Genomic DNA, 25,163 nt, shown 5'->3' with positions numbered 1-25,163 from the left:
CAAATCTCCCTGTCCAGTTGCGACACGGGCACATCGAGCCCCAATGCACGCTCGCTCCAAGGTTCATGCGAGCCTGGTGGCGTCCAGAAACGTCCCTTTTCCTTCGTCCTTCACCGCAACGACTGATGGGTCGGTGCCTCGCACGAACGCTTCGACTACGTCGCTCACAGTCATGCGCCGCCCAAGATGACCTACCCGCTCCTCGAGTCCCTCAGCGCGCAAAATGTCGCGCGCATCCGCGTGCGCCGACACGATCCGCAGACGCATGCCTGCTTTCGCGAGATCCGCTTGCAGTGCCGCCAGCATCCGCGCGCCCGCAATGTCGACGGCAGGAGAACTGGACAGGTCGCAGATGACCAGCTTGACAGGACTCGCGCTCGAACGGATGTTCTTCCATACCGTCGCCAGGACATGTTCGGTGTTGAAGTAAAGCAGCGATGCCTCCACACGAAACATCAAGACCCCCGGCACGCTCTCGTTATCGGGGTGACGTTCGACATCCGAATAGAGTTGTGTGCCTGGAATGCGTCCCAGCATCGCTACGTGAGGATGGGCAGCGCGGCGGATGAGCAGCAGCATCGAGGCGAGAACCGCGAATATCACACCCTTCAGGATGCCAAACTGCAGCACTGCGACGAATGCGACCATCGACACGAGAAACTCATAGCGGCTCACACGCCATACATGACCCAACTCGCGGATGTCCACCAGTCCCTTGACCGCCACGAGCACGATTGCGGCAAGTACCACATTGGGCAGATTGGTGAGCAGCCCCGTCAAGAACAGCAAGCACAAACCGATTGCGACTGAAGCGAACACGAGCGAAAGCGGTGTCTTCGCGCCCGCCTTATCGTTGACGGAAGATTGCGACAGACCACCGGCTACCGGATAGCCATGGAATAACCCGACCGCGAGATTGGCCGCACCCAACCCCAGCAGTTCCTGACGCGGATCGATCTCGTAGCCGTTCTTATGTGCAATAGCCCGCGCGGCGGAAACGCTCTCGACATATGACAGCAACAGGCATGCGAAGGCCAGCGGGATGATGCCGTCGACGTCGCGCACGCGCAGTGCTGGAAGATGAAACTCCGGCAAACCGCGAGGCAATGTACCGACCACCTTGAAACCCATCTCACGGAGCGGCGTCACCGTCAGCAATACGATCGATAGCAGCACGACAAGCAAAGCAACAGGCCGGCCGGGAAGAAACTTTTCACCCAATAGCAGAAGAGCGAGCGCACCGATACCGAAGGCCAGTACGACCAGTTGCGTATTGGGAAGCTGTCCGACGAGAACCGTGACACGCTCGAAGAACTGCTCGCCGCCTCCCTTGATACCGAAGAGCTTGGGCAATTGCGTCAACGCAATAGTCAGCGCCGCGCCCGCTTTGAAGCCGAGCAGTATCGTCTCGCTGATGAAGTTCACGAGAGAACTCAGTCGAAGAATCCATGCGACCACGCACATCACCGCGATCATCACCGCAGTCAGGGCCGCAATGGACGCGAATCTCGCAGGGTCCCCGCCTGCCATGTCCGCGACGGTCACACCGATGAGCATGGAGATCGCGGACGTGGGACCGATGGCCAGTTGCCGCGACGATCCGAATACCGCGTAGAACAGACCGCCAGCCAGGTAGCAGTAGATGCCGTATTGCGGGGGCAACCCCGCCAGCGTTGCATAGGCCAGCGACACGGGTATGCCGTAGGCAGCGAGCGTCACACCGGCAACCGCATCGGAGGAAAGCCAGCGCCATTGGTAGTGGTATAGCCACTGTGCCGGCGGAAATATCGCGCGCCAGCCGGTAGCGGGTGTCTCGATTCCCGTAGGGATGCCGGAGACCTGTTGGTTATCCATGTAACCCTCCTTCCGGGCGTTCCATGCGGCATTCAATCGTGCCGGCCAGCCCGTTTCGAGCCCGTATCAAACGATGCCTTAACCGCCCGTAGCGGTTCGCATGCGGGGCCACGTCAGTAACACGGTGATGCCGCCGCGAGTGGGAATATCGACACTGCGGGAGCGCTCGAGTCCGTCCAGCTTTGCGACGAGCCGGTATCGTCCCGGTGGAACTCGCGCGTACAGATATGGACCATCCGAAACGGCCGTGAAGATCAAACGGCCATCGCTGGTCAATATGCGCACGTCCACATCGGAGACGAATTCGCCGCCATTCGCGGTGAAGCGCGCACGCAAGCTGTAGTGGGACGCTAGCGCACGCATCGCGGCTGCTTCCTCGGCGCCCACGCCACCCGTTATATACGCGATACCCAGACTGCGAGCGACGGCCGGCTCTCCCGTTTCGGAGGAAAGCGGCGTATCCATTCCCATATGGGCACATGCCGAGCCCATCGCCATGCCCATTGGCATGCCGTCGTCATAGCCCATCATCGAGTGATGACTACCCATGTAGCCGGATAAGTCGACGCCCCGCTCTTTCGCACGCGAAACCAGCAGATCGTGCCATTGTTGTGCGATTGCCTGGCGTTCCGCATGGGTCTGCGCGTCGCGCATTTTCGTACAGAATCCGGCACGCTCAGCAGGCGTCGTCAGGTCGGCCGGTGCAACAGAACGAGCGGGCTGCGTCAATCCTTCGAGCGGAACGACAATAGCCAGGCACAGTAGCGATCTCGCTATGGCCGTGTGAATCGCAGAAGAAAACGTCCACATGAAATGCCTCCACCAATCCAGCTTCCGCACCACGATTCGACGAAGGATGCGTGTCTCCGTGCCACGATGTTGGGGCACCGCTACTCTATTGCGGTCGCCTGGATCCGGCCTTCGCGAATGGCCTGAATGAACGCGCGATAGTCACGCCGGTTTTGAGAGGCATAATCGGTCGCAAATTCGGTGATCGCGTCATCGAACGTTTGACCCGATCCCATATAACCGGCGATCACTGCAGCATCGCCAGAACGCGCGTGTGCGCGCGCGAGCGCATGCGCACACATGCGCGCGTATTGCCTGAGCAGCCCCACATCCAGCGATTCGATGACCACCGACATCTTCATATCGCGCAGTTGGCGGATGTAGAAGTCCCGGCCACCTGATCCGCGGCTCCAGCCGAGAAATACATCGCTGGCCGCCTGCATGATGCGCTGGCCTGCGATGATCCGCTCCCCCTGATTCGCATGCAGGCTTTTTCCCGCATACGGTTCGAGCACCGACTTCCGTGCCTCCTTAACCTGCAGGAAGAGTGGGTCGTTGTCAGATGCCATGAACAGGCCGACGCCGCACACCGTGCCGACACTGCCGACGCCGACCACCTTCAACGCAAGGTCGACGAACTCATATCTGTCGAACAGCACGCGCACGTGCTCAGCAAGGCTCTTGCGATATGAAGCGATTGCGTCCGAGTAACCCGAATGAAGGCCTGGCGCCACGTCTTCAGTCGGATGGAAGATCAGCGGCGGCTCGTCCTTGATATGGGGTCGCCCGCCTTCTTCCGAAACCAGCTTTGGATATAAATGATCAGGAACGGTCTTGCCGCGCTCCACTTCGAGCCGCTGCGCGATGCGCTTGCGGACTGCTTCAATGACAGCGGGATCGCCACTGCGGTCCTGATACTTCTGAAGATCGATTTTGTCGTACCAGACGTCCAGCGCGCGCATGGACGAATAGTCATGCATGCGCTCACGGTATTCGCGCACGAGATCCGTTGCCGCGCGGGTCGCATCGCTATATGGCAATTCCAGGTGCTGCCCCGCGATCACGACGCTCGTTGCGAGGCGTTTCAGATCCCATTCGAACGGCGCCGGAAGCGTTTCGTCGAGGTCGTTGATATCGAAGATCACATTGCGCTCAGGCGTCGCGAAGCCACCGAAGTTCATCAGGTGAGCGTCACCACACGCCTGCACGCGCAATCCGCTCGTGGGCGTTCCAGCGAGGTCGGCAGCCATCACAATGGCGGCCCCACGGTAAAAAGCGAACGGACAGGCAGACATTCGTCCGAAGCGAATCGGCACCAGGCTCGGCAATCGACCTTTGTTGGACAAATCGAGAAGCTCCAGCGGGTCCTGGCGTCGTTCAGGTGCCTTCCACCCTGCTTGCGACGATCTTGGCACTGCATCACGCACCAACCGCCCTTGCGCCGCCCTCTCATCGGGGGTCCGATATGAAACGCGCGTCGCGTCCGCATCACGCGCTGCCTTGTGCGAAACGGCCTTGTCCATCATGTCGCTCCTGAACGGAATCAAACGTCGCCACTTCCGTATGAGATTCACGATACCCGGGCAACAACCCGGCAAGTTGATCAAGGTCAACGCTTCGAAGGCCCCAAGACGCACCATGGGCGCGGATTTCCTCGTGATGGACTCAGCATCGAATCAATGCTGCCGGTATCGAACTGCACTTACCCTGGGTCGACGACGTCAGCTGAGCGTCGCTTCCCGGCGCAGTCACGCTCAGGACCCGCTATGGAGGCACCATTTCCTGCCACGTGCAACTGGCGCGCAGCGCTTGTCGGTGCGTGCCTCTATTTGACCGTCATGAAGGGATCGACTCAAGAGCTTGAGCCGCGCGCGTATTCGCCCGCACCTGTTGGCACGAACTTTATCGGGCTCACGTATGCGTGGCTGGGTGGTCAGGTTCTGGTCGATCCATCACTTCCCATCAGTGATGTCCACGCAAGAATCAATTCAGCATCCATTGGATACGTGCACGTATTCAACCTTGCCGGTCATGCGGCCTCCGTTGGCCTGCTCGCTCCGTTTATCAGCGGTTCCATCTCCGGTAACGTGTTCGACGCACCGAATCAGGTTCATCGCGCGGGCCTCGGCGATCTCCGTCTGAGGCTTTCGGTCGATCTTCTGGGTGGTCCCGCGCTGACACCCGAAGAATTCGCGGGTCGCACACCGGACACCGTCGTCGGCACGAGCCTGACGATCATCGCGCCAACGGGGCAGTACGAACCCGCGCATCTCGTCAATCTCGGAAGCAACCGGTGGGCGTTCAAACCAGAGGTAGGCGTTTCGCAGCCGCTAGGAAACTGGTTCGCTGAAGCCACGGCGGGCGTCTGGTTTTTCACCGACAACACATCGTTTCTCGGTAACAGGCGACGAAGCCAGGCACCACTCGGCGTGCTCCAGCTGCACGGCGGATACACGTTTCGCCCCGGCTTGTGGCTGGCCGCCGACGCAGGCTTCTACACCGGCGGCGCGACGTCGGTCAACGGAGCCATCAACGACGACGCGCAAAAGAATGCACGCTACGGTCTCACGCTCTCGCTTCCGATCAGGCGCGACTGGTCTGCCAAACTTGCCGTGTCAAACGGGTTCATGGTCAGGGCCGGAGGAAACTACAAGTCGGTCTCCCTGACACTTCAATATCGATGGTTCAACCACTGAAGCACCTTTAGCCACGTCTCGCGATTCACTTTGGCTGGTTTCTTCGCCGCGATGCCTGAGTGCGGAAATACGGAACCTCCTTTGATGAAGGTCAACTGAGAAGCTTCGAGCGTTTCTATGCTGATACGCGTGATGAGTCCGTCCGGTCGCATCGTCGCCCGGACTCTAACAGGTAAAGGAGAGGTGACATGTCAGATTCCGTATCTCAACCCAGATCCGACTCGAAAACAGGTCCGTCAACCACGTCCGCGGTCGCTCCAAAGTTGCATCTCGGCGCGCTGACTGCTCTCGTCGTGGGATCGATGATCGGTGGCGGCATCTTCTCATTGCCGCAAAACATGGCTGTCAGTGCCGGAGCGGGAGCGGTGCTGATCGGATGGGCGATCACCGCCGTAGGCATGTTGACGCTGGCGTTCGTGTTCCAGACGCTCGCGAACCGCAAGCCCGATCTGGACGGTGGGGTCTATATCTATGCAAAGCAGGGGTTCGGCGACTATATGGGTTTCTCGTCGGCATGGGGATACTGGATCAGCGCCTGGCTCGGAAACGTAGGCTACTTCGTCCTGCTGTTCGGTACTTTCGGATATTTCTTCCCCGTCTTCGGCGAAGGCAACACACCCGTCGCGATCGCCTGTGCCTCCGTGTTGCTGTGGGGCGTTCATTTCCTCGTCCTGCAGGGCATCAAGGAAGCCGCGTTCGTGAACATGATCACGACCGTCGCGAAGATTGTGCCGATCGTTCTGTTTATCGTGATCTGCACGTTTGCGTTCAACGCACACTTTTTTACCACGGACTTCTTCGGCCTGAATACGCCAAAGCTCGGCGGCGTGGCGAACCAGGTTCGAGGCTCGATGCTCGTGACAGTCTGGGTTTTCATCGGTATCGAAGGCGCGAGCATCTTCTCCGCACGCGCAGAGAAACGGACCGATGTTGGCAAAGCAACGATTATGGGATTCATCGGCGTGCTGCTCGTGCTGGTGCTCGTCAACGTGTTGTCGCTCGGAATCATGGCGCGGCCGGAGCTTGCCGCGCTGCAAAACCCGTCGATGGCTGGCGTACTCGAGCATGTCGTGGGCCACTGGGGCGCCATTCTCATCAGCGTCGGCCTCGTGATTTCACTGCTGGGCGCCCTCCTCTCATGGGTTCTGCTGTGCGCCGAGATCATCTTTTCGGCCGCGCGGGACAACACGATGCCGAGCTTCGTGCGCAAGGAGAATGCGAAGAAGGTTCCAGCTAACGCGCTTTGGCTCACCAATGGTCTGACACAGGCATTCCTGCTCATCACGCTTTTTTCGAAAGGAACCTATCTTTCGCTCATTTATCTGGCGACCTCGATGATCCTGTTGCCGTACTTCTGGTCGGCAGCCTATGCGTTGCTCGTTGCCTGGCGCCGTGATACGTATGAGCAGGAGCCCGCGCAGCGCAACAAGGACCTGCTGGTTGCAGCCATCGCCGTGATCTATGCCGTGTGGCTGCTCTACGCCGGCGGACTAAAGTACGTGTTGTTGTCAGCGCTTTTATATGCGCCAGGCGCCGTGCTTTTTGCCAAGGCGAAGCGCGAGACCGGGCAACCCGTATTCACGCTCGTCGAGAAGCTTGTCTTCGCGGCGGTCGTGGCAGGTGCACTCATTGCGGCATTTGGACTTTATAAGGGTTTTCTCACGCTTTGATAACCGGAGAAACACGATGAACGCCGAAACCATCAAGTATGGCGTTTAACCGGCCGCAGGCAAGCCGTACAAGGCACGTGTCGACATGATCACGGTCACAGCGAGCCTCCCGGGCGCCACCCGGGCGGCGGTCATTCGTTCCGGGCGATTTCGATTCCCGGATCGGCTCGCTACCGCTACGGCTTTTCACAGGGCCTGCATCGCAGCATCGATGACAAGCCCGCCGGGTAACAGTTCACGGCGCGGAAATCTGACCAGCACGAATGACCGGATTGTGGCCCGCTTGCCAGGAATGCGGGCGAAATGAAATTCGATATTCGTCCCGGCCTTGCTATCCGGCGCTTGTACGACATTCATTGAATCGATCCTCACGTGCCTGCTCTTCATGTGCAGATGATCGGCTGGATTCTGGAACACGTTGCAAACACACTCCAGTTCGAGTTCGAGCGATTGCTCCGGCACTCTGAGTTTCGCAAGCGCACGTGAGTTGTTCTCCATCTCTGTCTGGACCCGAGCCAGTTCATCCGGCGCGGTGATCGCAGGTTCACCGACAACGTCACGCAAGCCCGCACCCCGGCTTTCGAGCAAGGCAATGCGTTTGTCGACGAGGGCTCTCGACTGATTTGCCAGATCGCGCCGGTTTGCCGCAAGACGTTCGAAACCAGCCAGTGCCAGCTGATCGATCAGCCTGCTTCCGATTTCGGTACGTAACGCCTTCTCTGAACTGCCGCAAATTCTGACACGATGATCACTGAAACACAGTGTAGTTTGCGGCACGTCGTGACGGATCGAATCGCCCTCGAGCGCAACGCCCAATATGTGCCGCTCGGTCAGTGCCATGCCAAGGACGGCATACGCGTCCGTCAATCCAGCGTCGCGCTCGAACAGCGCGCGTAATGCTTCCGAGCGGCTAAAAGCTTCTGCCAGATCGCCAGGCGTGGCGAAAAATGAACGCATCACCGGGTCCAACGACCACGCTTCGGCATTGGCATCGCGCACCGGCGGCAAGGATGCGACGAGATCGTCCGTGTAGCTGAGTGCCGTCTTCAGCGATTGAGCAAGACGCGCCTCGTGTCGACGCGCGCTTTTCAGTCGTGGATTCATTGCGAGCACGCGTGCGACTGCGTCGCGGATCCTGGTTTCTCTGTCCGGATCCGAGGGTGCTCGCCGGTGCAGCAGGAAATCGCTGAGCATGCCCATGTGTCGCTCTCCGGGTTGGCTTGTCCTTGCTGCTTCCGATTCTCCATGTGCTCAACCTGCTTCTGTGCGGCGAGATTGAGCCGCTACAGCACTTCTTGCGCCGTGTCGCGGTTGGCAGGCCATGCACAGTAGTGAGCTGCGGGAGAAAGCAAGGAGCAGCCAGGTGATCATCCGAGGAAAAAGACCCGCCAGGCGTCGCCTTCGCGAGGGTTCCAGCTACGCAACTGGCGGGGTTTCAATGTCAGCAACAACACCAGACAGCCGGGAGGTGAATCTAAAGCGGCCGCTGGCAAAGCTACAATAGGAGCAAGTCGGCGTGGCTCGTTTGATTTGAGTCAATGGGGCTACGACGGAGCCTCTATCAGCGGCGGACAATAGTATCGATCGGGAACTTTATCTCGACACGAAATCCTCCATCCGATCTGTTCACAAACGACGCAGCACCGTTGAGTTGCCGGACGCGTTCGCGCATGCCTCGCAGGCCCAATGAGTCCGGCTTGTTACCGGACGCTAAAGCGGCGCCGCGTCCGTTGTCATCGATCCGGACTTCACATTCGTTGTTTTTAGACTCGATCGTGACGACGACTTCTGTCGCGAATGCATGACGCGCGACATTGGTCAGCGCCTCCTGAACGATGCGAAAGATCGCGGTGGCGGCCGTATCGCTGAAATCGAGCTCGCCCGCCGACAGACGGGTGTTCACCTTGATCCCGTAGCGTTTGCTGAACTCATCCGCCAGCCACTCTATGGCGGGCAGCAATCCCAGATCGTCCAGCATGGTGGGACGCAGATCCGACGCGATGCGCCGGATCGCACTCATCGTCTCGTCGGTCTGCCTGACCAGCCCGCGCGCCTTCGCGGCGGTCGCCGAGGTGTAGTGACCGGCTTCGACATCCTGTTGCAGGATCACGGCGCTCATCTTCAAGGCGGTCAACTGCTGACCGAGGTCGTCATGCAATTCGCGAGCGATTCTCTTCTTTTCCTCTTCCCGTGCCCGCTCAGTCGCTGCAGCGAGTCCAGCTACATGTTCGAGTTGCTCCAGCCGCTTATGCTCCGTCAGGTCACGTGTCACTTTAGCGAAGCCCTGGAGCGCTCCCTTGTCATCCCGGATCGGCGTAATGATAGCGTCCGCCCAGAAACGCGAGCCGTCGCGCCGGATGCGCCATCCTTCGGCTTCGGAGCGACCCTGTAGGGACGCAGTCTCGAGCATGCGTTCGGGCAGACCTGCCGCCCGTGCCTCCGGCGGATAGAAGACAGAAAAATGGCACCCGATAATTTCGGCGGCGCAATAGCCTTTTATTCGCTGCGCTCCCGTATTCCAGGAGGTCACCTCGCCTGTCGGACTCAACATGAAGATCGCGTAGTCTTCGACGCTGTCGATCATCGCCTGCAGCCGTTGCTCGCTTCTGCGAAGTCGTGCTTCGGTCAGATGTCGCTGCGAGAAATCGTTCGCGACTGCGGCGAAGCCAGCCAGGTCGCCCTGCTCACGTTTTTGCGCAATAATGAGTACGGTCGCCCAGAACCGTGTCCCGTCTTTGCGAGCGTACCATCCCTCGTAACGCGCTTGCCCGGTCGCTACGGCTCTGGCGAGAATGTCGGACCGATCGGGCATGTCAGTCGAGCCGCCCGGATAAAGCACCGAAAACGGCTTGCCGAGGATGTCCTCCGGTCCATACCCTGTGATGTGTTCGGCGGCCGCATTCCATGTCTCGACCTCACCATGCGTGTCGAGCGTGAAGATGGCGAATTCGCCGTCGATATCAATGGCGAAATGATAGCGGTGCTCCCCGGAAAGACTGACTTCCGGTCTCGGGTTCTCATCGCCCATGCCTCGTGCGCTCGCGCCGCTCACCTGCGCCTCCCGTCATCAACGCTGTGTCTGGTTATTCGACCGGCCGGGAAGGGCTGTACGGCTGTACGGCTGTACGGCTGCACGTCGGCACGGCAGAACGCCATCACAGCACAGGGTCGCCGAGCTCCGGATACTCATCTGCGAGAACCCCGAAAACATCAGCGGCCCGCGCGGGCAGGTTGTGCGTGAGGTGCCGTTGCAGATACTCGTCGGACCGGAGCCAAGAATAGGCTCGGCTCACGTCGTCGACGGTGGGCTTGAAGCGCATGATCTTCATCACGACGTCGTCTTCGAATGGCCCAATGATGGCGCGGATCTGATTAGCCGTCGCTTCCGGTGCTTCTGTTACGGATGATGTATTCATCATTTGCTCTCCCTCACAGGCCGTAGTCATGCGCGACCTGTTTGCGATTACGTCGAATGTACGGCCGTCCAGCCCGCCGCCATTGATCTCGACCAAGCCGCGATCCACCGACCCGGTGTGACGTGGCGAAGCGCCCGGCTGCGAGCGACCCATTGGATTGAAGATCAGTTGGTGCTAAAGAATCGGGGGTCTCCATCGCACCGAGTTCTATCGCGATACGGTTCGCTTCACTCGTGTCTACATCGCCGGGAGCGCCACCGGATACTCCATATGGCTGTTCACCTCTTTCACCCCGGGCACGTTTTCGGCAGCCACGCGAATAGCGTCGCTCTCTTCATCGCTCGTGACGACACCCCAAAGGTGCACGACGCCATTCTTCACCAGAATACTTTCGCGCGGCAGCGACCAACGTGTGTTCTTCAGGGCGGCCACGATACCGTCCCGGATCGACAGATCGTCCGCTGAAGCCGCCGCGTCCGGCGCGGCAACAATGCTCGCGAGCGCGCGGATCAGATTCGCGCGGCTCACCAGACCGGTAATCCTTCCGTCCTTTACGACCGGCACGCGCTTGATTCGATGGCGTTCGAGCAACTCCGCAATTTCGCCAACGGACGTATCTTCGTCGACGACAACGACGGCCGTCGTCATCAGATCGCTCACCTTGTGCGAATGCTCCCTTACATATTCGCTCGCCAGTTCGCGAGTCGACGCGAGAAGATCCAGCCACCAGGCCCGCTTGGGCATCCCCGTGCCGATCTCGGCGCGGTGCAGCAGATCGCCTTCCGTAATCATGCCGACCAGCCCGCCTTTTTCATCGACGACAGGCATGCCGCTAATGTGTTGCTCAGCCAGCGTTCTGGCTGCTTCCTGCACCGTCATATCAGGGTGTGCAAATATGACGGACGTAGTCATGACGTCGATTGCGCGCATTCTTGCTTCCTCCATGCGGGTTGCGTGAACGGCAGGCATTCTGATGTCCAGCCCTCGAACAACCGTCAACGCGTAAGTGAATCTTCGGCTAGCGCTGCCGCTTCAAGTTGATCGATATCAAGCGAGTTCATATATCGGACATTCTCGTTAGACGGACTGCTTTCAGACACGCATGCAGGGAACGGATTTTCAATAACCAGCGATGGTCGCGCCTCAATCGTTGACACGCGTCAATGGCACGACGCACGGAGCGCGCTTAATAGATATCCGAGACCGCAGAACAGCGCGGAAAGTCGAATCTCGCAGTCTGCGAAGGTGATTTCATCATGCACGCTATCGACGCCCGATATCAGCATCAACGCGTCACTGATCCTGCCCGATTCTGCTTTCGCTGTCGGCGACATCGCCGCCACGCGGGCGCATACGACGTTTTGATCAAACTGGCTGGCGCGAAGTCCGAATGCCGCATCGAGATTCATCATGCAAATGTAGTCGTGGAAGAAAGGCGACCGTTTACCACGGGTTCGTTGAACGCGCGCCGCTCGAAGCGCGCCGTCGTCCTGCTGGGACTTGCCGAACGGATCGCGCGAAAAGACAGAAGCCGCAGCATACCGGGCAGCCTCGATTTCTCGGCTCGCCTGAAGCAACCTTATATCCTGCGGCCCTCGGTAGCGACGCGCCTGCACACGCGCAGCACGGATGAACGCAAAACGAAGAAAACTGCCGGCGCGTGTCCGGCGGCAAAGTGCCGCTTGGGGGTGATCCCGACCCGGCCCACCGCTGGGGACGTCTTTATGCAACTCAGCGCTCGCCGCGTGCGCGCGCGTTATCGCTATCCGTTACGTAGCCTATGAAAAACGGTCCGGGTTACCCATCGGCGCTTGCCTCGCGCGTGCAAGGCCTGATCGAAAGTCCGACCTATCTTCAGGCGGACGAAGACCTCGCATTCCTCAGACGCCCCGAGATGTGCGGCGTCCGCTTGCAACTCGACTACTGGAAAACGGAGGAGGCGTTGCAGCGCCATGCGATCGACCACACGATTGTGGTATACGGCAGTACCCGTATCCCCGCGTCGTCTGTCGCGCGTCAACGAGTCGAAGACGCCGGGCGCATGCTGCGAGAAGAATGCGACGATCCGCAGGCACACCACGCGCTGCAAGTCGCGAAATCGCAACTTGAACGAAGCCGTTACTACGACATTGCGCGAGAACTGGGCCGTATAGCCGGTTCTGCACGATGCAGCGGTGCACTGTCATCACTTGCGCTGGTGACGGGGGGCGGCCCCGGGATCATGGAAGCTGCAAATCGGGGAGCTTTTGATTCCGGCGCGCCGAGTATCGGCTTGAATATTTCCTTGCCGCGCGAACAGGCACCGAATCCGTATATCACACCGGAACTCTGCTTCAAGCTGCATTACTTCGCCATCCGCAAGCTTCATTTGCTGGAACGCGCGCGCGCTGCTGTGTTCTTTCCCGGTGGATTCGGCACCTGCGACGAGTTGTTCGAGGTCCTGACGCTGCTGCAAACGCAGAAAATCAAGCCATTGCCTGTGGTTCTCGTCGGAGAGTCTTACTGGAGACGCACAATCGATTTCGACTTCATGATAAGCGAGGGAATGATCTCGCAGGACGACATGCGGTTGCTTGTTTTTCGTGAGACTGCTGAAGCCGTATGGCAGTCGATCGTCGACTGGCACGATGCCCATGAAGCACCGCCGTGATCTTGCGCAAGCGCCTTGCATGCTCCGCTAGGAAAATTCCGATAGCTGACCACCATATCCTAGTCAACGTTCATCCCGCGCTGATAGCGGTTACGCCCGCGACCGTCGATACTTCAATCGTGGATTTCGAGTCTCCTCAGGTGGGGCCGAAACCGATGTGCACTGAATCTGCCTATTCGGAGAACGATCATGTCATCCTCTGTCGCGGTGATACCAGCGTATACTGAAAGCCGTTCCGAGCGGTCCTGCCATGCCGCCAGCGAAAGCACGACGAAGTCCCCGACGTGCGTGCTCTCCGACGACACTATCCTTGCCATAGCACGTCGCGCGGGCATGCAAGTGATGCTCGATGGACGGATCGGACGTGAAAGCTATCACAGCGTAACGGGCTCGCTGTCGTCGCTCCACCGTTTCGTCGCCGATGTGTGCAACCTGATGCTCGACGGGTCGCTGCATTGACGAGCCGCGGTCTGCCCGCTTGCAGTGCAGGTCGGCGAGCGCCCTTCTTCTCATGGTGATTGACACAGATCAATAGCTGTCGGATCGCGTGCACCAGGCTCTGGTTGTCTACGACTCGAAAGCGTCATCACAATGCAGACCGCCGAATCACACAGCGTGTGATCATTCCCCGCGCTTTGGGAGCGCCTCTGGCGTTCTTCCCGTGACGCAGTGCATCATCGGACAATCGATGCCGTCTCCCTCGCAGACCACGCTCAACTGTCGACGGAGGAGATACTCGCGCGAATGAACAGCACAGCAGGCGGACTCACGGCCGACGAAGCCGTACGTCGCCTGCGAGTCACCGGTCCGAACCGGGTCGTCCACGATACGCACCACACCCTCGTCGGCGAACTCATCAACAGAACGCTGAATCCCCTCGATCTGCTGCTCCTTGTGCTTGCCACGGCATCGTATGTTCTGGGCGATCCGCGTGCCCCGATCATGATCGGCGCGATGGTATCGATGCCGTGCGAAAAGAATGCGCACTCCAGCACGGCACCCGTCGATTCGCAGTTCGAGCCGGCAAACAAGTTCGGCTCTGATTGCGACTAGCATTGCAGTTGCCATCGCGGGCGTCAGCCTGCCCTTTAGCGCCATCGGCAAGATGCCTGGACTTACAACATTGCCATCGACGTATTGGCCCGCCCTGCTCCTGATCCTTTTCAGCTACGTAGCATTGACGCATCTGACCAAGACCTGGTTTGTCCGACGGTTCGGACTCGGCTGACGGGATTGAGCGACACGCGGCGCGTAAGGTGCGGTGCAGGCACGAGACGTTGCATTGCGCGTCACGAGGATCGAAGCGTTGGTAGCAAAGCACTTCACTGCTTCGACGGCGCCAACTCCCCGTGCGCGTGGCGAGGGCGCGCGCTAGCTCGCGTGGGTACAGCACCGTCCCCCTTTGCGTATGAGCGTGCCACGTCTCGTGCATCGCAAAGCCGCGTACCTGTTTGCCTCATCGTAGCCGAAGCCGCAGCCGTCGCATAGGCGAGTGCCTCGCTGGCAACGGCGCCGTGATCGAGTGCCCATATAAGTCCGGCAAGGAAACTGTCTCCCGCGCCAATTGCACTTCGTACTTCCGTTTTCAACGCAGGCATAAACCACGTTTCGTCGTGCGTCGCGAGCACTGCACCTTTATCGGCTAACGTGAGCGCGACCATCATCGCCTTGCGTTGCGCGATCAACATTCGGGCGGCATCGATCTGGTCGTCGACATCGTTCAGCGGCAGCGCCGTCAATTCGCGCAGTTCGTTCAGACTCGGCTTGACAATGTCGACGTGGCCGCCATCGAGTGCCGCTGCGAGCGTGGAGCCCGACGCATCCACGGCAACCCGGATGTTCGGCCGCGCACCAGTGGCCGCGCGGGCAAGCTGTGCGTAGGCGTCCGGCGGTGCACCGGGAGGCAGGCTTCCGCTCAGGACAAGGAAGCGCGCAGAGCCCACATGAGCGGACACGCCGCGCAGACATGCATTCCATTCCGAGGGCGCGAGAGCCGGTCCAGGCAACACGAAGCGGTATTCACGACGGGTGGACGTCTCCTTGACAGAGAAGTTTTCCCGCGTTTCGCCTTCTATGTCGATGCGCTGGGTGCGAAGGTTCTCGCCATCGAGCAGATCGCTAAGGATGCGGCCCGTCGCTCCACCGGCGGCAAACAGTGCAACGCATTCGCTGCCAAGGCGATGCAACACCCGCGCAACGTTGATTCCGCCACCGCCCGGATCGCGCTGCGCGACTTCGCATCGCAGCTTGTGTGTGTCGACGATGCGGTCGACAGCCGTCGATAAATCGACCGCGGGATTGAGTGTGACTGTGAGAACGTCGATCATGGCAAGCCCCTACCGCACCATTTCAGAAAGCATCGATTTGCGCGGCTGGTCACCCGTCGAACCGTTCGGCGCTTCCGCTTGCGCGACGTGCCGCTTGACGGCAATGAAGCTGTCGGGACTCACCGACATCGCATCGATGCCGCATTCCACGAGGAAGCCTGCATACTCGGGATGCACGCTCGGCGCTTCACCACACAGGCTGACTTTCGCGCCAGCGCGATGCGCCCGTTCGATAACCTCGCGAATCATCCACCGCACGGCTTCGTTGCGTTCGTCGAACAGCGATGCCAGTTCAGCGGAGTCGCGGTCGACTCCAAGTGTGAGCTGCGTCAGATCGTTGCTGCCGATCGAGAATCCGTCGAACCGCTGTGCGAATGCTTCTGCCAAGATCACGTTCGCCGGAATCTCGCACATCACATAGATCTGTAAACCGTTCTCGCCGCGCCTGAGGCCATTGGCCGCCATCGCCTCGAGGACGCGATCCGCCTCATCCGGTGTCCGGCAGAACGGCACCATGACGATCACGTTGTCGAGCCCCGTTTCCAATCGCAAACGCCGCAGCGCGCGGCATTCGAGTGCGAAGCCCGGCCCGTAGCGCGGCGAGTAATAGCGCGATGCGCCACGAAAACCGAGCATCGGATTTTCTTCGACCGGCTCGAAAGCCTGTCCCCCTATCAGATTCGCGTATTCGTTGGTCTTGAAGTCGCTCAGACGCACCACCACCGGACGCGGATAACACACAGCCGCTATGCGGCCGAGTCCGCAGGCAAGCCGGTCGACGAAGTATTCAGTCTTGTCGTCATACCCTTCCGTCATCGCAGCGATAGTCCGGGCGGCGTCGGAATCCTTCAACTGGTCATAGCATGCGAGCGCCATCGGATGAATCTTGATGTGATTGCTGATGACGAACTCCATCCGCGCCAGTCCAATGCCGTCCGCCGGCATGCGCCACCAGCGCAGCGCGGCGTCCGGGTTGGCGAGATTCAGCATGACCTGAGTGCGGGTATGCGGAATAGCCCCAAAGTCGATCTCCTCGACCTGAAAGTCCGCGATGCCTTCGAATACGCGCCCGACTTCCCCTTGCGCGCAGGACACCGTCACTTCCTGCTGGTCGTGCAAAACCCGCGTCGCGTTGCCCGTGCCGACGATGGCCGGCAGGCCGAGTTCGCGGCTCACAATGGCAGCGTGCGACGTGCGGCCGCCGTGGTCCGTCACGATGCCCGCCGCGCGCCGCATCACGGGCACCCAGTCGGGATCTGTTGCCGCTGTCACCAGAACGGAGCCATCGACAAAACGGTCCTGCTCGACGGGACTGTCGATGACGCACACGTTCCCGGTAGCGATCGCCTGGCCCACGCTGACGCCTGTGACGAGTTCGCGTCCCGCCGACTCGAGCCGGAAAGTCTTGATGGCGGTTGACTCGCGCCGCGACTGGACGGTCTCGGGCCGCGCCTGAACAATGAAGATGCCGCCTGCCAGGCCGTCCTTTGCCCATTCGATGTCCATCGGCCGCCCGTAGTGCGATTCGATTTCACACGCGCATCGCGCGATTGTGAGCACGTCACGATCGGAAAGAACAAACGCAGCGCGCTCGGCTTTCGAAGTCGGCACGTTCTTCGTCGGATGCGCGCCGCCTTTCGCGTACACCATTTTCTTCAGCTTGCTGCCACGCTTCTTGCCTATGATTGGCGCGAAGGCTTCGTTGTGCAGAAGCGGTTTGAACACTTCATACTCGTCGGGATCAACGGCACCTTGCACGACGTTCTCGCCGAGCCCCCATGCCGCGCTGATCAGGACGATCTTGTCGAAGCCGGTTTCGGTATCGATCGAAAATGCCACGCCCGCCCCTCCAAGGTCCGAGCGTACCATCTGCTGCACGCCGATCGAGAGTGCCACTCTCATGTGATCGAAGCCTCGTGCCTCGCGATAACTGATCGCGCGATCCGTGAATAGCGACGCATAGCAGCGGCGGCACGCATCCATCAACGCATGCGGGCCGCGAATGGCCAGCAAGGTCTCCTGCTGCCCCGCGAAGCTCGCATCCGGCAGATCTTCGGCCGTAGCGCTGGAGCGTACAGCGACGTCTGGATCGTCGATGCCGACGCGGCGTGCGAGGTCGCCATACGCGTCACAAATGGCCCGCGTCGTGCTGTCCGGCCATTCGCCCCGGAGGATTGCCCGGCGGATGGTTTCCCCGGTATCAACAAGCGAGCGTCGATTGGCACGGAACTCCGATAGCACCGTCGAGATGGTTTCGCGCAAGCCGTTGGCGTCGATGAATTGCCAATACGCGTCGGCAGTCGTCGCAAAGCCGGGCGGAACACGAATGCCCTTGCCGACGAGGCAGCCCACCATCTCCCCCAGCGACGCATTCTTACCGCCCACGGTCGGCACATCGGTACGGCGCAGCGCGTCGAACCAGATGACCTCCGCTCCATTCCTGCTCATGAACTACTCCTCGCTCGTGATTCACGCGTATTGCGGTCCGCTCAGATACTCACGTATCCGGCAAACATCCACGGAAGCTTCATCTGGCCGGCGCGGAAATAGTCGTCCGAATCCGGCATGGCCAGTCCCACGAAGCCGGGCGTACCGTCTGCAGCAAATCGCGGTGTGAATGAGAACGCATGGTTGATCACAACGACGGCTTCGCCGTTCAGATGCGATGGCGCGAAAATGGAGACCTCGCGAAAGAAGTTCGCATGGTCTTTTGCTGCAGCCGCAGTTTTCGCTTTCATCGGACCCGTGCTGTCGTATCGTGCTGGAAGCTCGTAGGTTCTATCGCCGTGCCGGGTTTTTCCCGCGGGAGAGAACACGAGTTCGATACCAGGATACGGGGCGCACAACGCGGCAGGCTGCACGATCGGTCCATCCGGACCCATGACAGCCGGTGAATATGCCCACAACGAAAGATTCAACGTGCGAGTTCCTTGCGCGAAGTATTCCGTCAACCAGTTCATTTGTGCCTCCAATCATTGCCTGTTACATCATGTCCGCCGCGTGATTGCGCCAGCGTTCGGTCAATCAATCACGAGACGATCCACGACGGCTTTCACACCCGACGTGGCGCGCGCTGCGCCCCACACGATCGCGCGTTCAGCCGTCGAGCTGAGGTGGCCGGACAGGGTGACGTTGCCCCCGTCTACCTGAACCTCGATATGCTTCATTTCGCGCTCGGTATGACGCTGAATGGCCTTGCGGATGTTGTACTCGATATCGGTAGGCGAAGCGCTACCCGATATCCTGATGTTGTTCGTGATGCCCGTGACACCGCGCATGTGCCCGATGTGTTTCTCCGCAATATGGCTGCGGTAACCGTTCTTGACGCTACCGCTCAACGTCACCCAGCCTTTTTCGACCTTGATCCTGATCGCGTCTTCTTCAAGACCCGATATCCAGTCGAGCACGGCTCGCACGCTCAATGCAATGTCTTCGTCCGTTCTTTGATCGGTTTGATGCAGCGTCACGTCCATATGCGCAACGACCGCGACCACGCCAGCAATCCGCAGCACGGATCGTTCGGCGGCGAGCTTCTGCGCATAGTCCGAAACATGCCCGCTGAGCGTAACGATGCCATCCGCGACGGCAACGCCAATCCGGTTCGCATCGATAGCCGGATTGTTCGCCAGTTCTTCCTCCACTTCGCGACGCAGTTGACTGTCCGGTTTCATGGCAACGCTCCTCCTGAAGTGCTTCAGTTCGCGAACTGAACGCACGGTTCACACGGTCAGCCTAATCCGTGTGCATCCCGCGCAGTTGATCGAAGTCAAGCAGGTTGCTGTGCCACGCGTGCGTCGCGCTATAAGGACGCGTCCGGGTGGCTTGACGTCGATCAATCGGAAGCGCGTTTTTCGATGGAGAATCAGGATCAACCTTTCGCCCGATACGGAGAAACACCATGGCGCAAGCATCCAGCGTGGAGTCAACGGCCGGGCGCGCGTTCCGGCGCGTGATGCTGGCGATCGACGATTCAGAAGCAACGACACGCGCAGCCGAGTACGCGAAGGCCCTGTTCGCCGGTCGCGCGACGATCCGGGTCGTCACGGTTGCGCAGAATCCGCGCACGCTACTTCCACTCGGCGCAACCACGCAAAACTTTCTCGCGTCTGCGAGGGACGAAATCGTGGCCGATTCGCGCGCAGCGCTCGCCAGGATCGAGGCTATATTTGCCGGGACGAAGCTCGAATCCGGCCTGGTCGATCTTTCCGTGCACCGCGGGAACACTGCTGACGCATTACTCGATACCGCGTCACACTGGCACGCGGACCTCATCATGATGGGCATGCGGCAACATCGGGGCCTGCTGCGCTGGGTCGAAGGCACGGTGTCCGAACCTGTTGCGCGCCGCGCAAGCTGCTCGTTGCTGCTGGTTCCGCAGGACAGTCGCGTTCCGACGGACAAATCCGCTCAACGCATGGTTTTCGCCCTGGACGGCAGCGCCTGTTCTATCGTGGGGTTGCGAACGGGCCTTCAACTGGCGACCCCGGATACCCAATTGCGTGCTATCTATGTCGTGGATCGAGCGAGCCACGTGATGGATGGCGCGGCCATCGACCTGCTGGAAAATGTCTATCTCGAGGAGGGCTGCACTGTCCTTGAGCGCGCAGCGCGCATCTGCGCCGAACGGGGGCGCTACGCGGAGACGGCACTGATCAAGACACGTAAAAGCCGGGATGACGTCCCTCACGCCATCGTACGCGACGTTCAGGACTGGAAAGGCGAACTGCTCGTTCTCGGCACTCATGGCCGGCGAGGCTTCGAACGATGGCTTGTCGGCAGCGTAGCGGCCCGCACTGTGCGGCTTGCCGACACTCCCGTTTTACTCGTGCGCGACTGCGCAGCAATGGCTGCCACGACGTGACAGCACGGCCGGTGAGACGGCGCCCCAGCTACTAAGGAGCCTTCCTCACCGGCGGAGGCTTGCCGGTTGCCGTTTCGTCGCGTCTCATGGGCTCACTCAAGCGGCCGGTCCGACGTCGATGCGCAGCAGTCCCCGCAGATCGCGGTCTATTTCCAGGGCGTCAAGAACCTGCGGATGCGCAACTGGCCCCGCTGCCTGTGGCCGCCGATTCCATCCACACGGTGATACTCACGCATGCGCACATCGATCACAGCTGTTATCTGCCGCTACTCGTGCGCAACGGGTTCAACGGTCGCGGCTGGTACGCGCGGCGCCGCGCTCGCCGCTGTCCGCGCATGCCGACTACCGCGAACTGTTGCAATGGCTGTCGAGTCTGCCCGCCCCGTCGCGCAGTTATCGTTCGAACACGTAGGTGCCCGGTGCATCGTCCAGTCCGTCGACGATCGTGCGCCCAGGCGCCTCGCCGTCCGAATGCTCGCGCAGCCACGCATTCCACCTCGGCCACCATGAGCCATCGACAGGTTCGTTGGCTGCGAGGAACTCCTGTCTGCCGCGATACGGCTCTCCCGCCGCTCGCGTCGCGCAGCGGTAATAGCGATCCGGGTGACCCGGCTGCGACACGATGCCGGCGTTGTGCCCACCCGCCGTCAGCAGAAACGTCAGTTCGTTGTGTGTGAGCAGGTGCAGCTTGTAAACGGAGCGCCAGGGCGAGACATGATCCCGCTCGGTGCCGACGACGAACATGGGTGCCTCGATATCGGACAGCGCAACAGGCCGTCCGCCGACGCAGTATCGCCCTTCCGCGAGATCGTTGTCGAGAAACAGCGAGGTCAGATACTCGCTGTGCATCCGGTACGGCAGGCGCGTCGTATCGGCGTTCCATGCCATCAGGTCGTTTGGCTGCGAACGGCGGCCGAGCAGATACTCGCTCATCATCCGCGACCAGATCAGATCCCGTGACTTGAGCAACTGGAATGCCGCCGACATCTGCGCCCCATCGAGATAACCTTGGCGCCACATTAGCGCATCGAGCGCCGCGAGTTCACTGGCGTCGATGAAAAGGCCGAGTTCGCCGGGTTCGGTGAAGTCCGTCTGAGCGGCGAGCAGCGTCACGGTTTTCAGTTCGTCGCCTCTGCCGTCGCGAACGAGCGCCGCCGCCGCGATCGCGAGCAAGGTTCCGCCAAGACAATAGCCAACCATGTGCACCTGCTGGGCGTCACGCTCGCGCACTTGCGCAAGAGCTGCGAGCAATCCTTCCTGCAGATACGCTTCCAGTCCGACGTCACGGAACGCCTCGCCGGGATTGCGCCACGAAATCGTGTAGACGGTATAGCCAGCGTCGACGAGATAGCGGATCAGTGAATCATGTGGCTGAAGATCGAGAATGTAGTACTTCATGATCCACGACGGCACGATCAGGATTGGCTCGGTTGCGACCGTCAGTGTCGTCGGTGCGTACTGCAGCAATTCACACAACTCGCTGCGCCAGATCACTTTGCCCGGAGTGATGGCGACGTGTTTGCCTGGCTGCCATTCCGACGGGTAGGCGTGCTCGCCGCCCGGACCGCCGTGCACAAGGTCACGCAGGTCTGCAAGCCAGTGCAATGCGCCCGTGACGAAGCTCGTCCCGCCGCTCGACCACGCTGCCCGTTGCACCACTGGATTGGTAGCGACAAAGTTGCTGGGCGAGCACGCATCCAGCCATTGGCGAGCCAGGAAGCGCACCAGTTCTTCGTGATGTCTTTCGACGCCCGGTATCGCCGTCGTTGCAGACTCCCACCAGTGTTGGAGCCGGAGAAAGCCGTCGCGATACACATGAAACGGCCACGCCGCCCAATCGTCGGCGGCGAAGCGCGGATCGCCGGGCGCGTGCTCCCGCCTGGGCTCAGCGACGGTTGCGCGCATGGCGTCGTGTGAAACCTCGGCGCCCGCCAATGCAGCCGCGGTCGAAAGCTCCAATAGCTTTCCCGGCGCAACGGCCATGTGCAGCGTCCAATCCATGATGGCAAGCGCCACGGACGTCGGGGACAGACCGCCCGTCAGGGCAGCGACTCCGGCATGCGCGGCGCGATCAAGAAGGTCGCGCGAAAGCACGGGGTGAGATCTCCCTTCCCCGTGACAACCGGTCTGGGCGTCGCCCCGTGTATCGCCTCGAAAAACGTGGGACGCAGCGGTAGGCGTCGTGAGCCGAGCCGTATGTTCCGGCAATGGTTGTAGCTTTTCGTCGGTCGTCAGAGGAAGCGTTGCCATCGTCGTTCGATTGATCCTGCCAGTGACCCGTGCCTAGGTTACGCGTGCACGGATTCGAACAATTGACCTGCGTCAATCTGCCAAAAGCACATTCAGTTTTTACACCTTGATGGTTCGTGCCATCTTCAGCCCGATCCACGTCATTCCCTCGCGCAATCCGTCCAGCACGGCATCCCGTTCCGTGCTGAATTTTTTGCCGTGCTGAAAGGTATGTTCGAAGTCGCCTTCCGGCGATGAATGTCGGACCTGGATCGTCGACCGATACCCGCCATCTTCAACCGGTTCCGTCTGCACGTTCACGGACCATTCTGCTTCCTGCACGTTTCCCGACAAGGTCATCACAAGCTCCTTTTCCTGCGCCGCCGCGCATCACGAGAAGGCGCGGCGGCGAGAGGCGGTATGTCATTCGACAACGAGATCGTCGACCACGGCTCGCACCCCCGGCGCGCTCCACGCAGCCCCCCTCGCGACGGCGCGCTCCGCATAAGAGCCGACTCTGCCCGTCAGGGTGACCGTGCCATCCTTGACATCGATGCCGATGTGTTTGACTTCGCGATCCGCATGCCGCTGCATCGCGCGAGCGATCTGTGCGCCGATGTCTTGCGGTGCGACATGGCCACGCACTTCGATGCGGTTGCCGACGCCGCGCACGCCGCGCATGTGGCTGATCGCTCGTGCGACGATGTGGGCCTGGTATCCCCAGTCCACCGCGCCCGTCAACGTGACCCACCCTTTTTCGACCTGAACCTTTACCGAATCGTCCGGCAGGCCGACTGTCCAGTGCACGATATCGTGTACGGCACTGGCAATGTCTTCATCGGTGCGTTCGTCCTTCTGCGGCAGCCGGACCTGCATGTCCACCACGACAGCCTTCACGCCCGCCACACGATGCGCCGCCTTTTCGGCGGCGAGCTTCTCAGCGTAGCTTGGAGGATGGCCGGAAAGCGTGACCACCCGGTCCGTCACTTCCACCCCGATGTCCGTCGCTGTCACCGCGGGGTCCCACTCGAGTTCATCCTCGACTTGCTTTCTCAACTGGCGGTCTGATTTCATCGCGCATCTCCTCGATCTGAATCGTGGCTCGCGCCACCAGAGAGAAGCTTCGTCCCGCGGGCAGACAATGGGACTGATACAGATCAAGCATGCGGGACTTCTCAGCATTATTCTGATACCAGTTTTATCCGCAGGTCCCACTCCCGTAAGCCCAGAGCCATGACACGCTTCCTGATTGCGCTGAACGTGCTTGCATTTGCAATCGAAGCGGCGAGCCCCGTTTCGCCGATCGACCGCTTCGCGTTGTGGCCGCTTTATCACGCCAACGCAAAGCGTCCCTGCTTTCCACATTTGGCAAATCGTGACTTACGGTGCGCTGCATACGAACGTCGCGCATCTTGTGTTCGACATGCTCTGCTTGTTCATGTTTGGCGCGGGGTCGAGCGCGTGCTGGGGGCGGGTAGAACCTGCGACTCTATCTCGCGAGCGTCTTATGCGGCGGTGTCGCGCAGTTGCTCGCGGGCCTGACGTCGACAGGCGACGCCTATCCGGCGATCGGCCCATCGGCCGGCGTGTTCGACGCGCTCGTCGCCTATGCGCTGATCTTTCCACCCAGACGGGTGATGCTGCTGTTTCCGCCCATTCCGATGCCCGCCTGGCTCTTCGCCACCGGCTATGCGTTGATCGAACTGTTGCTGGGCGTTTCGCACGAAGCGCCGGGCGTCGCGCATTTCGCGCACCTTGGCGGGATGATCGGCGCTGTCACTGTCATTGGCATTGGTCGCACAAACCGCATCGCGATGCGATTGACTGAAGTCAACAGTCGCAACTCAACCCGCCTCTATCCTGGAAGCGATGCACCGACGCCTATGCGAATGCATCGGCCCATCCACGAAGGAGTCGATCATGTCCGACACGCAACTGCTTACTTACAAACCCGCGCATGGTCGTGCGCCGGCTCGTGCCCGGGGCGACGCCCCTGCCGTTATCGAACTTCCGAAACCCGATATGACCTCGGGCGCGCCGCTGATGAAGGCGCTCGCGCTACGTGCCAGCACGCGCGAGTTCTCCGACGCGCCCCTTACCCCCGCCACACTCGGCGCGTTGCTGTGGGCGGCCGATGGCATCAATCGGCCGCGCACGGGCGGCCGCACCGCGCCATCGGCGCATGCGTTCAATGAAGTCGATCTGTATGCCGTGATGCCGAATGGCGTCTATCGATACGATGCGCCCGCGCATCGGCTCGTCCTCAAGCAGGCTAGCGATGCGCGCAATCTGACCGGTTATCAGGACTTTGTCGGCGCTGCGCCGCTGGACCTGGTGTATGTGGTGAACATGTCGCGTCTGCTCGACATGCCGCCGCAACAGCGCGATATCTTTTCTGCCGTTTCTGCAGGCGCAATGGCGCAGAACGTGTCGCTGTACTGCGCCTCCGAAGGGCTTGGCTGCGTCGTGCGTGGCTGGATCAATCATCGTCTGCTGAGCGACGCACTGAAGCTGAACGAAGACGAACTGCCTATCCTTGCGCAAACGGTCGGCGCACAAGGAACGACGCTAACCTCGCTCGCAGATTGACATCATCTTGTTCCTCCGGACAGCGGGCGACGGTGGCCGTCCGCGCCCGCAATCCCCACATTGCGCCAACAAAGGAAACAGG

The 25,163-nt window shown here is 60.5% G+C and carries 22 protein-coding genes and 2 pseudogenes; 9 read left to right on the top strand and 15 right to left on the bottom strand.

Going from position 1 to position 25,163, the window contains the following annotated elements:
• Positions 1-63: 63 nt before the first annotated feature.
• The 3 genes from C2L66_RS34030 to C2L66_RS34020 form a co-directional block, all read right to left on the bottom strand.
• Complete coding sequence (locus C2L66_RS34030; protein WP_060608086.1) at positions 64-1,854, bottom strand: SulP family inorganic anion transporter; 1,791 nt, start codon at positions 1,852-1,854, stop codon at positions 64-66.
• 78 nt (positions 1,855-1,932) lie between these two features.
• Positions 1,933-2,664, bottom strand: a complete 732-nt coding sequence (locus C2L66_RS34025; RefSeq protein WP_060608083.1) for a carboxypeptidase-like regulatory domain-containing protein — start codon at positions 2,662-2,664, stop codon at positions 1,933-1,935.
• An 80-nt stretch (positions 2,665-2,744) separates the two neighbouring features.
• Positions 2,745-4,166 (bottom strand): DUF2252 domain-containing protein, encoded by a 1,422-nt coding sequence (locus C2L66_RS34020; RefSeq protein ID WP_060610418.1) that lies wholly within the window; start codon positions 4,164-4,166, stop codon positions 2,745-2,747.
• Between the two features lie 315 nt (positions 4,167-4,481).
• On the opposite strand from C2L66_RS34020, the gene C2L66_RS34015 reads away from it, so the two are divergent.
• The gene (locus C2L66_RS34015) at positions 4,482-5,339 is read left to right on the top strand and encodes a transporter (protein ID WP_054932200.1); all 858 of its coding nucleotides are present in this window, start codon (positions 4,482-4,484) and stop codon (positions 5,337-5,339) included.
• A gap of 188 nt (positions 5,340-5,527) precedes the next feature.
• Entirely contained in the window at positions 5,528-7,009 is a 1,482-nt protein-coding gene (arcD, locus tag C2L66_RS34010; RefSeq protein WP_098021687.1) for an arginine-ornithine antiporter, read from the top strand.
• A 186-nt stretch (positions 7,010-7,195) separates the two neighbouring features.
• Here arcD and C2L66_RS34005 read toward each other — a convergent pair whose 3' ends face one another.
• From C2L66_RS34005 to C2L66_RS40990, 5 genes are all read right to left on the bottom strand, one after another.
• The gene (locus tag C2L66_RS34005; protein ID WP_060608081.1) at positions 7,196-8,209 is read right to left on the bottom strand and encodes a hypothetical protein; all 1,014 of its coding nucleotides are present in this window, start codon (positions 8,207-8,209) and stop codon (positions 7,196-7,198) included.
• Positions 8,210-8,570: 361 nt separating this feature from the next.
• Positions 8,571-10,061 carry a PAS domain-containing sensor histidine kinase gene (locus tag C2L66_RS34000; RefSeq protein ID WP_103323737.1) on the bottom strand — a complete coding sequence of 497 codons (1,491 nt, stop codon included), beginning with the start codon at positions 10,059-10,061 and terminating at the stop codon, positions 8,571-8,573.
• A gap of 103 nt (positions 10,062-10,164) precedes the next feature.
• Positions 10,165-10,521, bottom strand: a complete 357-nt coding sequence (locus C2L66_RS33995; RefSeq protein WP_225031342.1) for a hypothetical protein — start codon at positions 10,519-10,521, stop codon at positions 10,165-10,167.
• Between the two features lie 141 nt (positions 10,522-10,662).
• Positions 10,663-11,355, bottom strand: coding sequence for a CBS domain-containing protein (locus C2L66_RS33990; RefSeq protein WP_054932177.1), 693 nt, complete (start codon positions 11,353-11,355; stop codon positions 10,663-10,665).
• A gap of 230 nt (positions 11,356-11,585) precedes the next feature.
• Complete coding sequence (locus C2L66_RS40990; protein ID WP_148654641.1) at positions 11,586-12,002, bottom strand: hypothetical protein; 417 nt, start codon at positions 12,000-12,002, stop codon at positions 11,586-11,588.
• A 203-nt stretch (positions 12,003-12,205) separates the two neighbouring features.
• Between C2L66_RS40990 and C2L66_RS33980 the strand changes: the two genes are divergently transcribed.
• The 3 genes from C2L66_RS33980 to C2L66_RS33970 all read left to right on the top strand — a co-directional run bounded on the left by C2L66_RS33980 (position 12,206) and on the right by C2L66_RS33970 (position 14,128).
• Complete coding sequence (locus C2L66_RS33980; RefSeq protein ID WP_060608076.1) at positions 12,206-13,075, top strand: LOG family protein; 870 nt, start codon at positions 12,206-12,208, stop codon at positions 13,073-13,075.
• A 189-nt stretch (positions 13,076-13,264) separates the two neighbouring features.
• Positions 13,265-13,534, top strand: a complete 270-nt coding sequence (locus C2L66_RS41505; protein WP_063803393.1) for a hypothetical protein — start codon at positions 13,265-13,267, stop codon at positions 13,532-13,534.
• Between the two features lie 210 nt (positions 13,535-13,744).
• Entirely contained in the window at positions 13,745-14,128 is a 384-nt protein-coding gene (locus C2L66_RS33970) for a cation-transporting P-type ATPase (RefSeq protein WP_267894170.1), read from the top strand.
• Between the two features lie 269 nt (positions 14,129-14,397).
• On the opposite strand, the gene C2L66_RS33965 is transcribed toward C2L66_RS33970, so the two are convergent.
• The 4 genes from C2L66_RS33965 to C2L66_RS33950 are packed head-to-tail and all read right to left on the bottom strand — an operon-like array spanning position 14,398 to position 19,073.
• Positions 14,398-15,402, bottom strand: coding sequence for a 1-phosphofructokinase family hexose kinase (locus C2L66_RS33965; RefSeq protein ID WP_060608067.1), 1,005 nt, complete (start codon positions 15,400-15,402; stop codon positions 14,398-14,400).
• Positions 15,403-15,411: 9 nt separating this feature from the next.
• Complete coding sequence (gene ppsA, locus C2L66_RS33960; protein ID WP_054932168.1) at positions 15,412-17,850, bottom strand: phosphoenolpyruvate synthase; 2,439 nt, start codon at positions 17,848-17,850, stop codon at positions 15,412-15,414.
• Positions 17,851-17,891: 41 nt separating this feature from the next.
• Positions 17,892-18,362 (bottom strand): hypothetical protein, encoded by a 471-nt coding sequence (locus tag C2L66_RS33955; RefSeq protein WP_060608064.1) that lies wholly within the window; start codon positions 18,360-18,362, stop codon positions 17,892-17,894.
• A 60-nt stretch (positions 18,363-18,422) separates the two neighbouring features.
• Positions 18,423-19,073 (bottom strand): BON domain-containing protein, encoded by a 651-nt coding sequence (locus C2L66_RS33950; protein WP_060608061.1) that lies wholly within the window; start codon positions 19,071-19,073, stop codon positions 18,423-18,425.
• A 227-nt stretch (positions 19,074-19,300) separates the two neighbouring features.
• Here C2L66_RS33950 and C2L66_RS33945 point away from each other — a divergent pair, with 227 nt between their 5' ends.
• Together C2L66_RS33945 and C2L66_RS33940 are read left to right on the top strand one after the other, a co-directional pair.
• Positions 19,301-20,263 carry a universal stress protein gene (locus C2L66_RS33945; protein ID WP_060608058.1) on the top strand — a complete coding sequence of 321 codons (963 nt, stop codon included), beginning with the start codon at positions 19,301-19,303 and terminating at the stop codon, positions 20,261-20,263.
• Positions 20,264-20,413: 150 nt separating this feature from the next.
• Positions 20,414-20,559, top strand: a pseudogene (locus tag C2L66_RS33940) (MBL fold metallo-hydrolase); the annotation flags it as partial.
• A gap of 97 nt (positions 20,560-20,656) precedes the next feature.
• Here C2L66_RS33940 and C2L66_RS33935 read toward each other — a convergent pair.
• The 3 genes from C2L66_RS33935 to C2L66_RS33925 form a co-directional block, all read right to left on the bottom strand.
• On the bottom strand, positions 20,657-22,513 hold the full coding sequence (locus C2L66_RS33935; protein ID WP_060608055.1) for a PHA/PHB synthase family protein: 1,857 nt from the start codon (positions 22,511-22,513) through the stop codon (positions 20,657-20,659).
• A 99-nt stretch (positions 22,514-22,612) separates the two neighbouring features.
• Positions 22,613-22,852, bottom strand: coding sequence for a hypothetical protein (locus C2L66_RS33930; protein ID WP_054932163.1), 240 nt, complete (start codon positions 22,850-22,852; stop codon positions 22,613-22,615).
• Positions 22,853-22,915: 63 nt separating this feature from the next.
• Complete coding sequence (locus C2L66_RS33925; RefSeq protein ID WP_060608052.1) at positions 22,916-23,566, bottom strand: BON domain-containing protein; 651 nt, start codon at positions 23,564-23,566, stop codon at positions 22,916-22,918.
• Between the two features lie 452 nt (positions 23,567-24,018).
• Here C2L66_RS33925 and C2L66_RS42205 point away from each other — a divergent pair.
• Both C2L66_RS42205 and C2L66_RS33915 read left to right on the top strand, forming a co-directional pair.
• A pseudogene (locus C2L66_RS42205) lies at positions 24,019-24,216 on the top strand (rhomboid family intramembrane serine protease); the annotation flags it as partial.
• Positions 24,217-24,412: 196 nt separating this feature from the next.
• On the top strand, positions 24,413-25,081 hold the full coding sequence (locus C2L66_RS33915) for a SagB/ThcOx family dehydrogenase (protein WP_060608050.1): 669 nt from the start codon (positions 24,413-24,415) through the stop codon (positions 25,079-25,081).
• Positions 25,082-25,163: the final 82 nt, after the last annotated feature.

It is taken from the genome of Paraburkholderia caribensis (genome assembly GCF_002902945.1).
Classification (GTDB): domain Bacteria; phylum Pseudomonadota; class Gammaproteobacteria; order Burkholderiales; family Burkholderiaceae; genus Paraburkholderia; species Paraburkholderia caribensis.
This window is presented reverse-complemented; position numbering and strand designations above follow the sequence as displayed.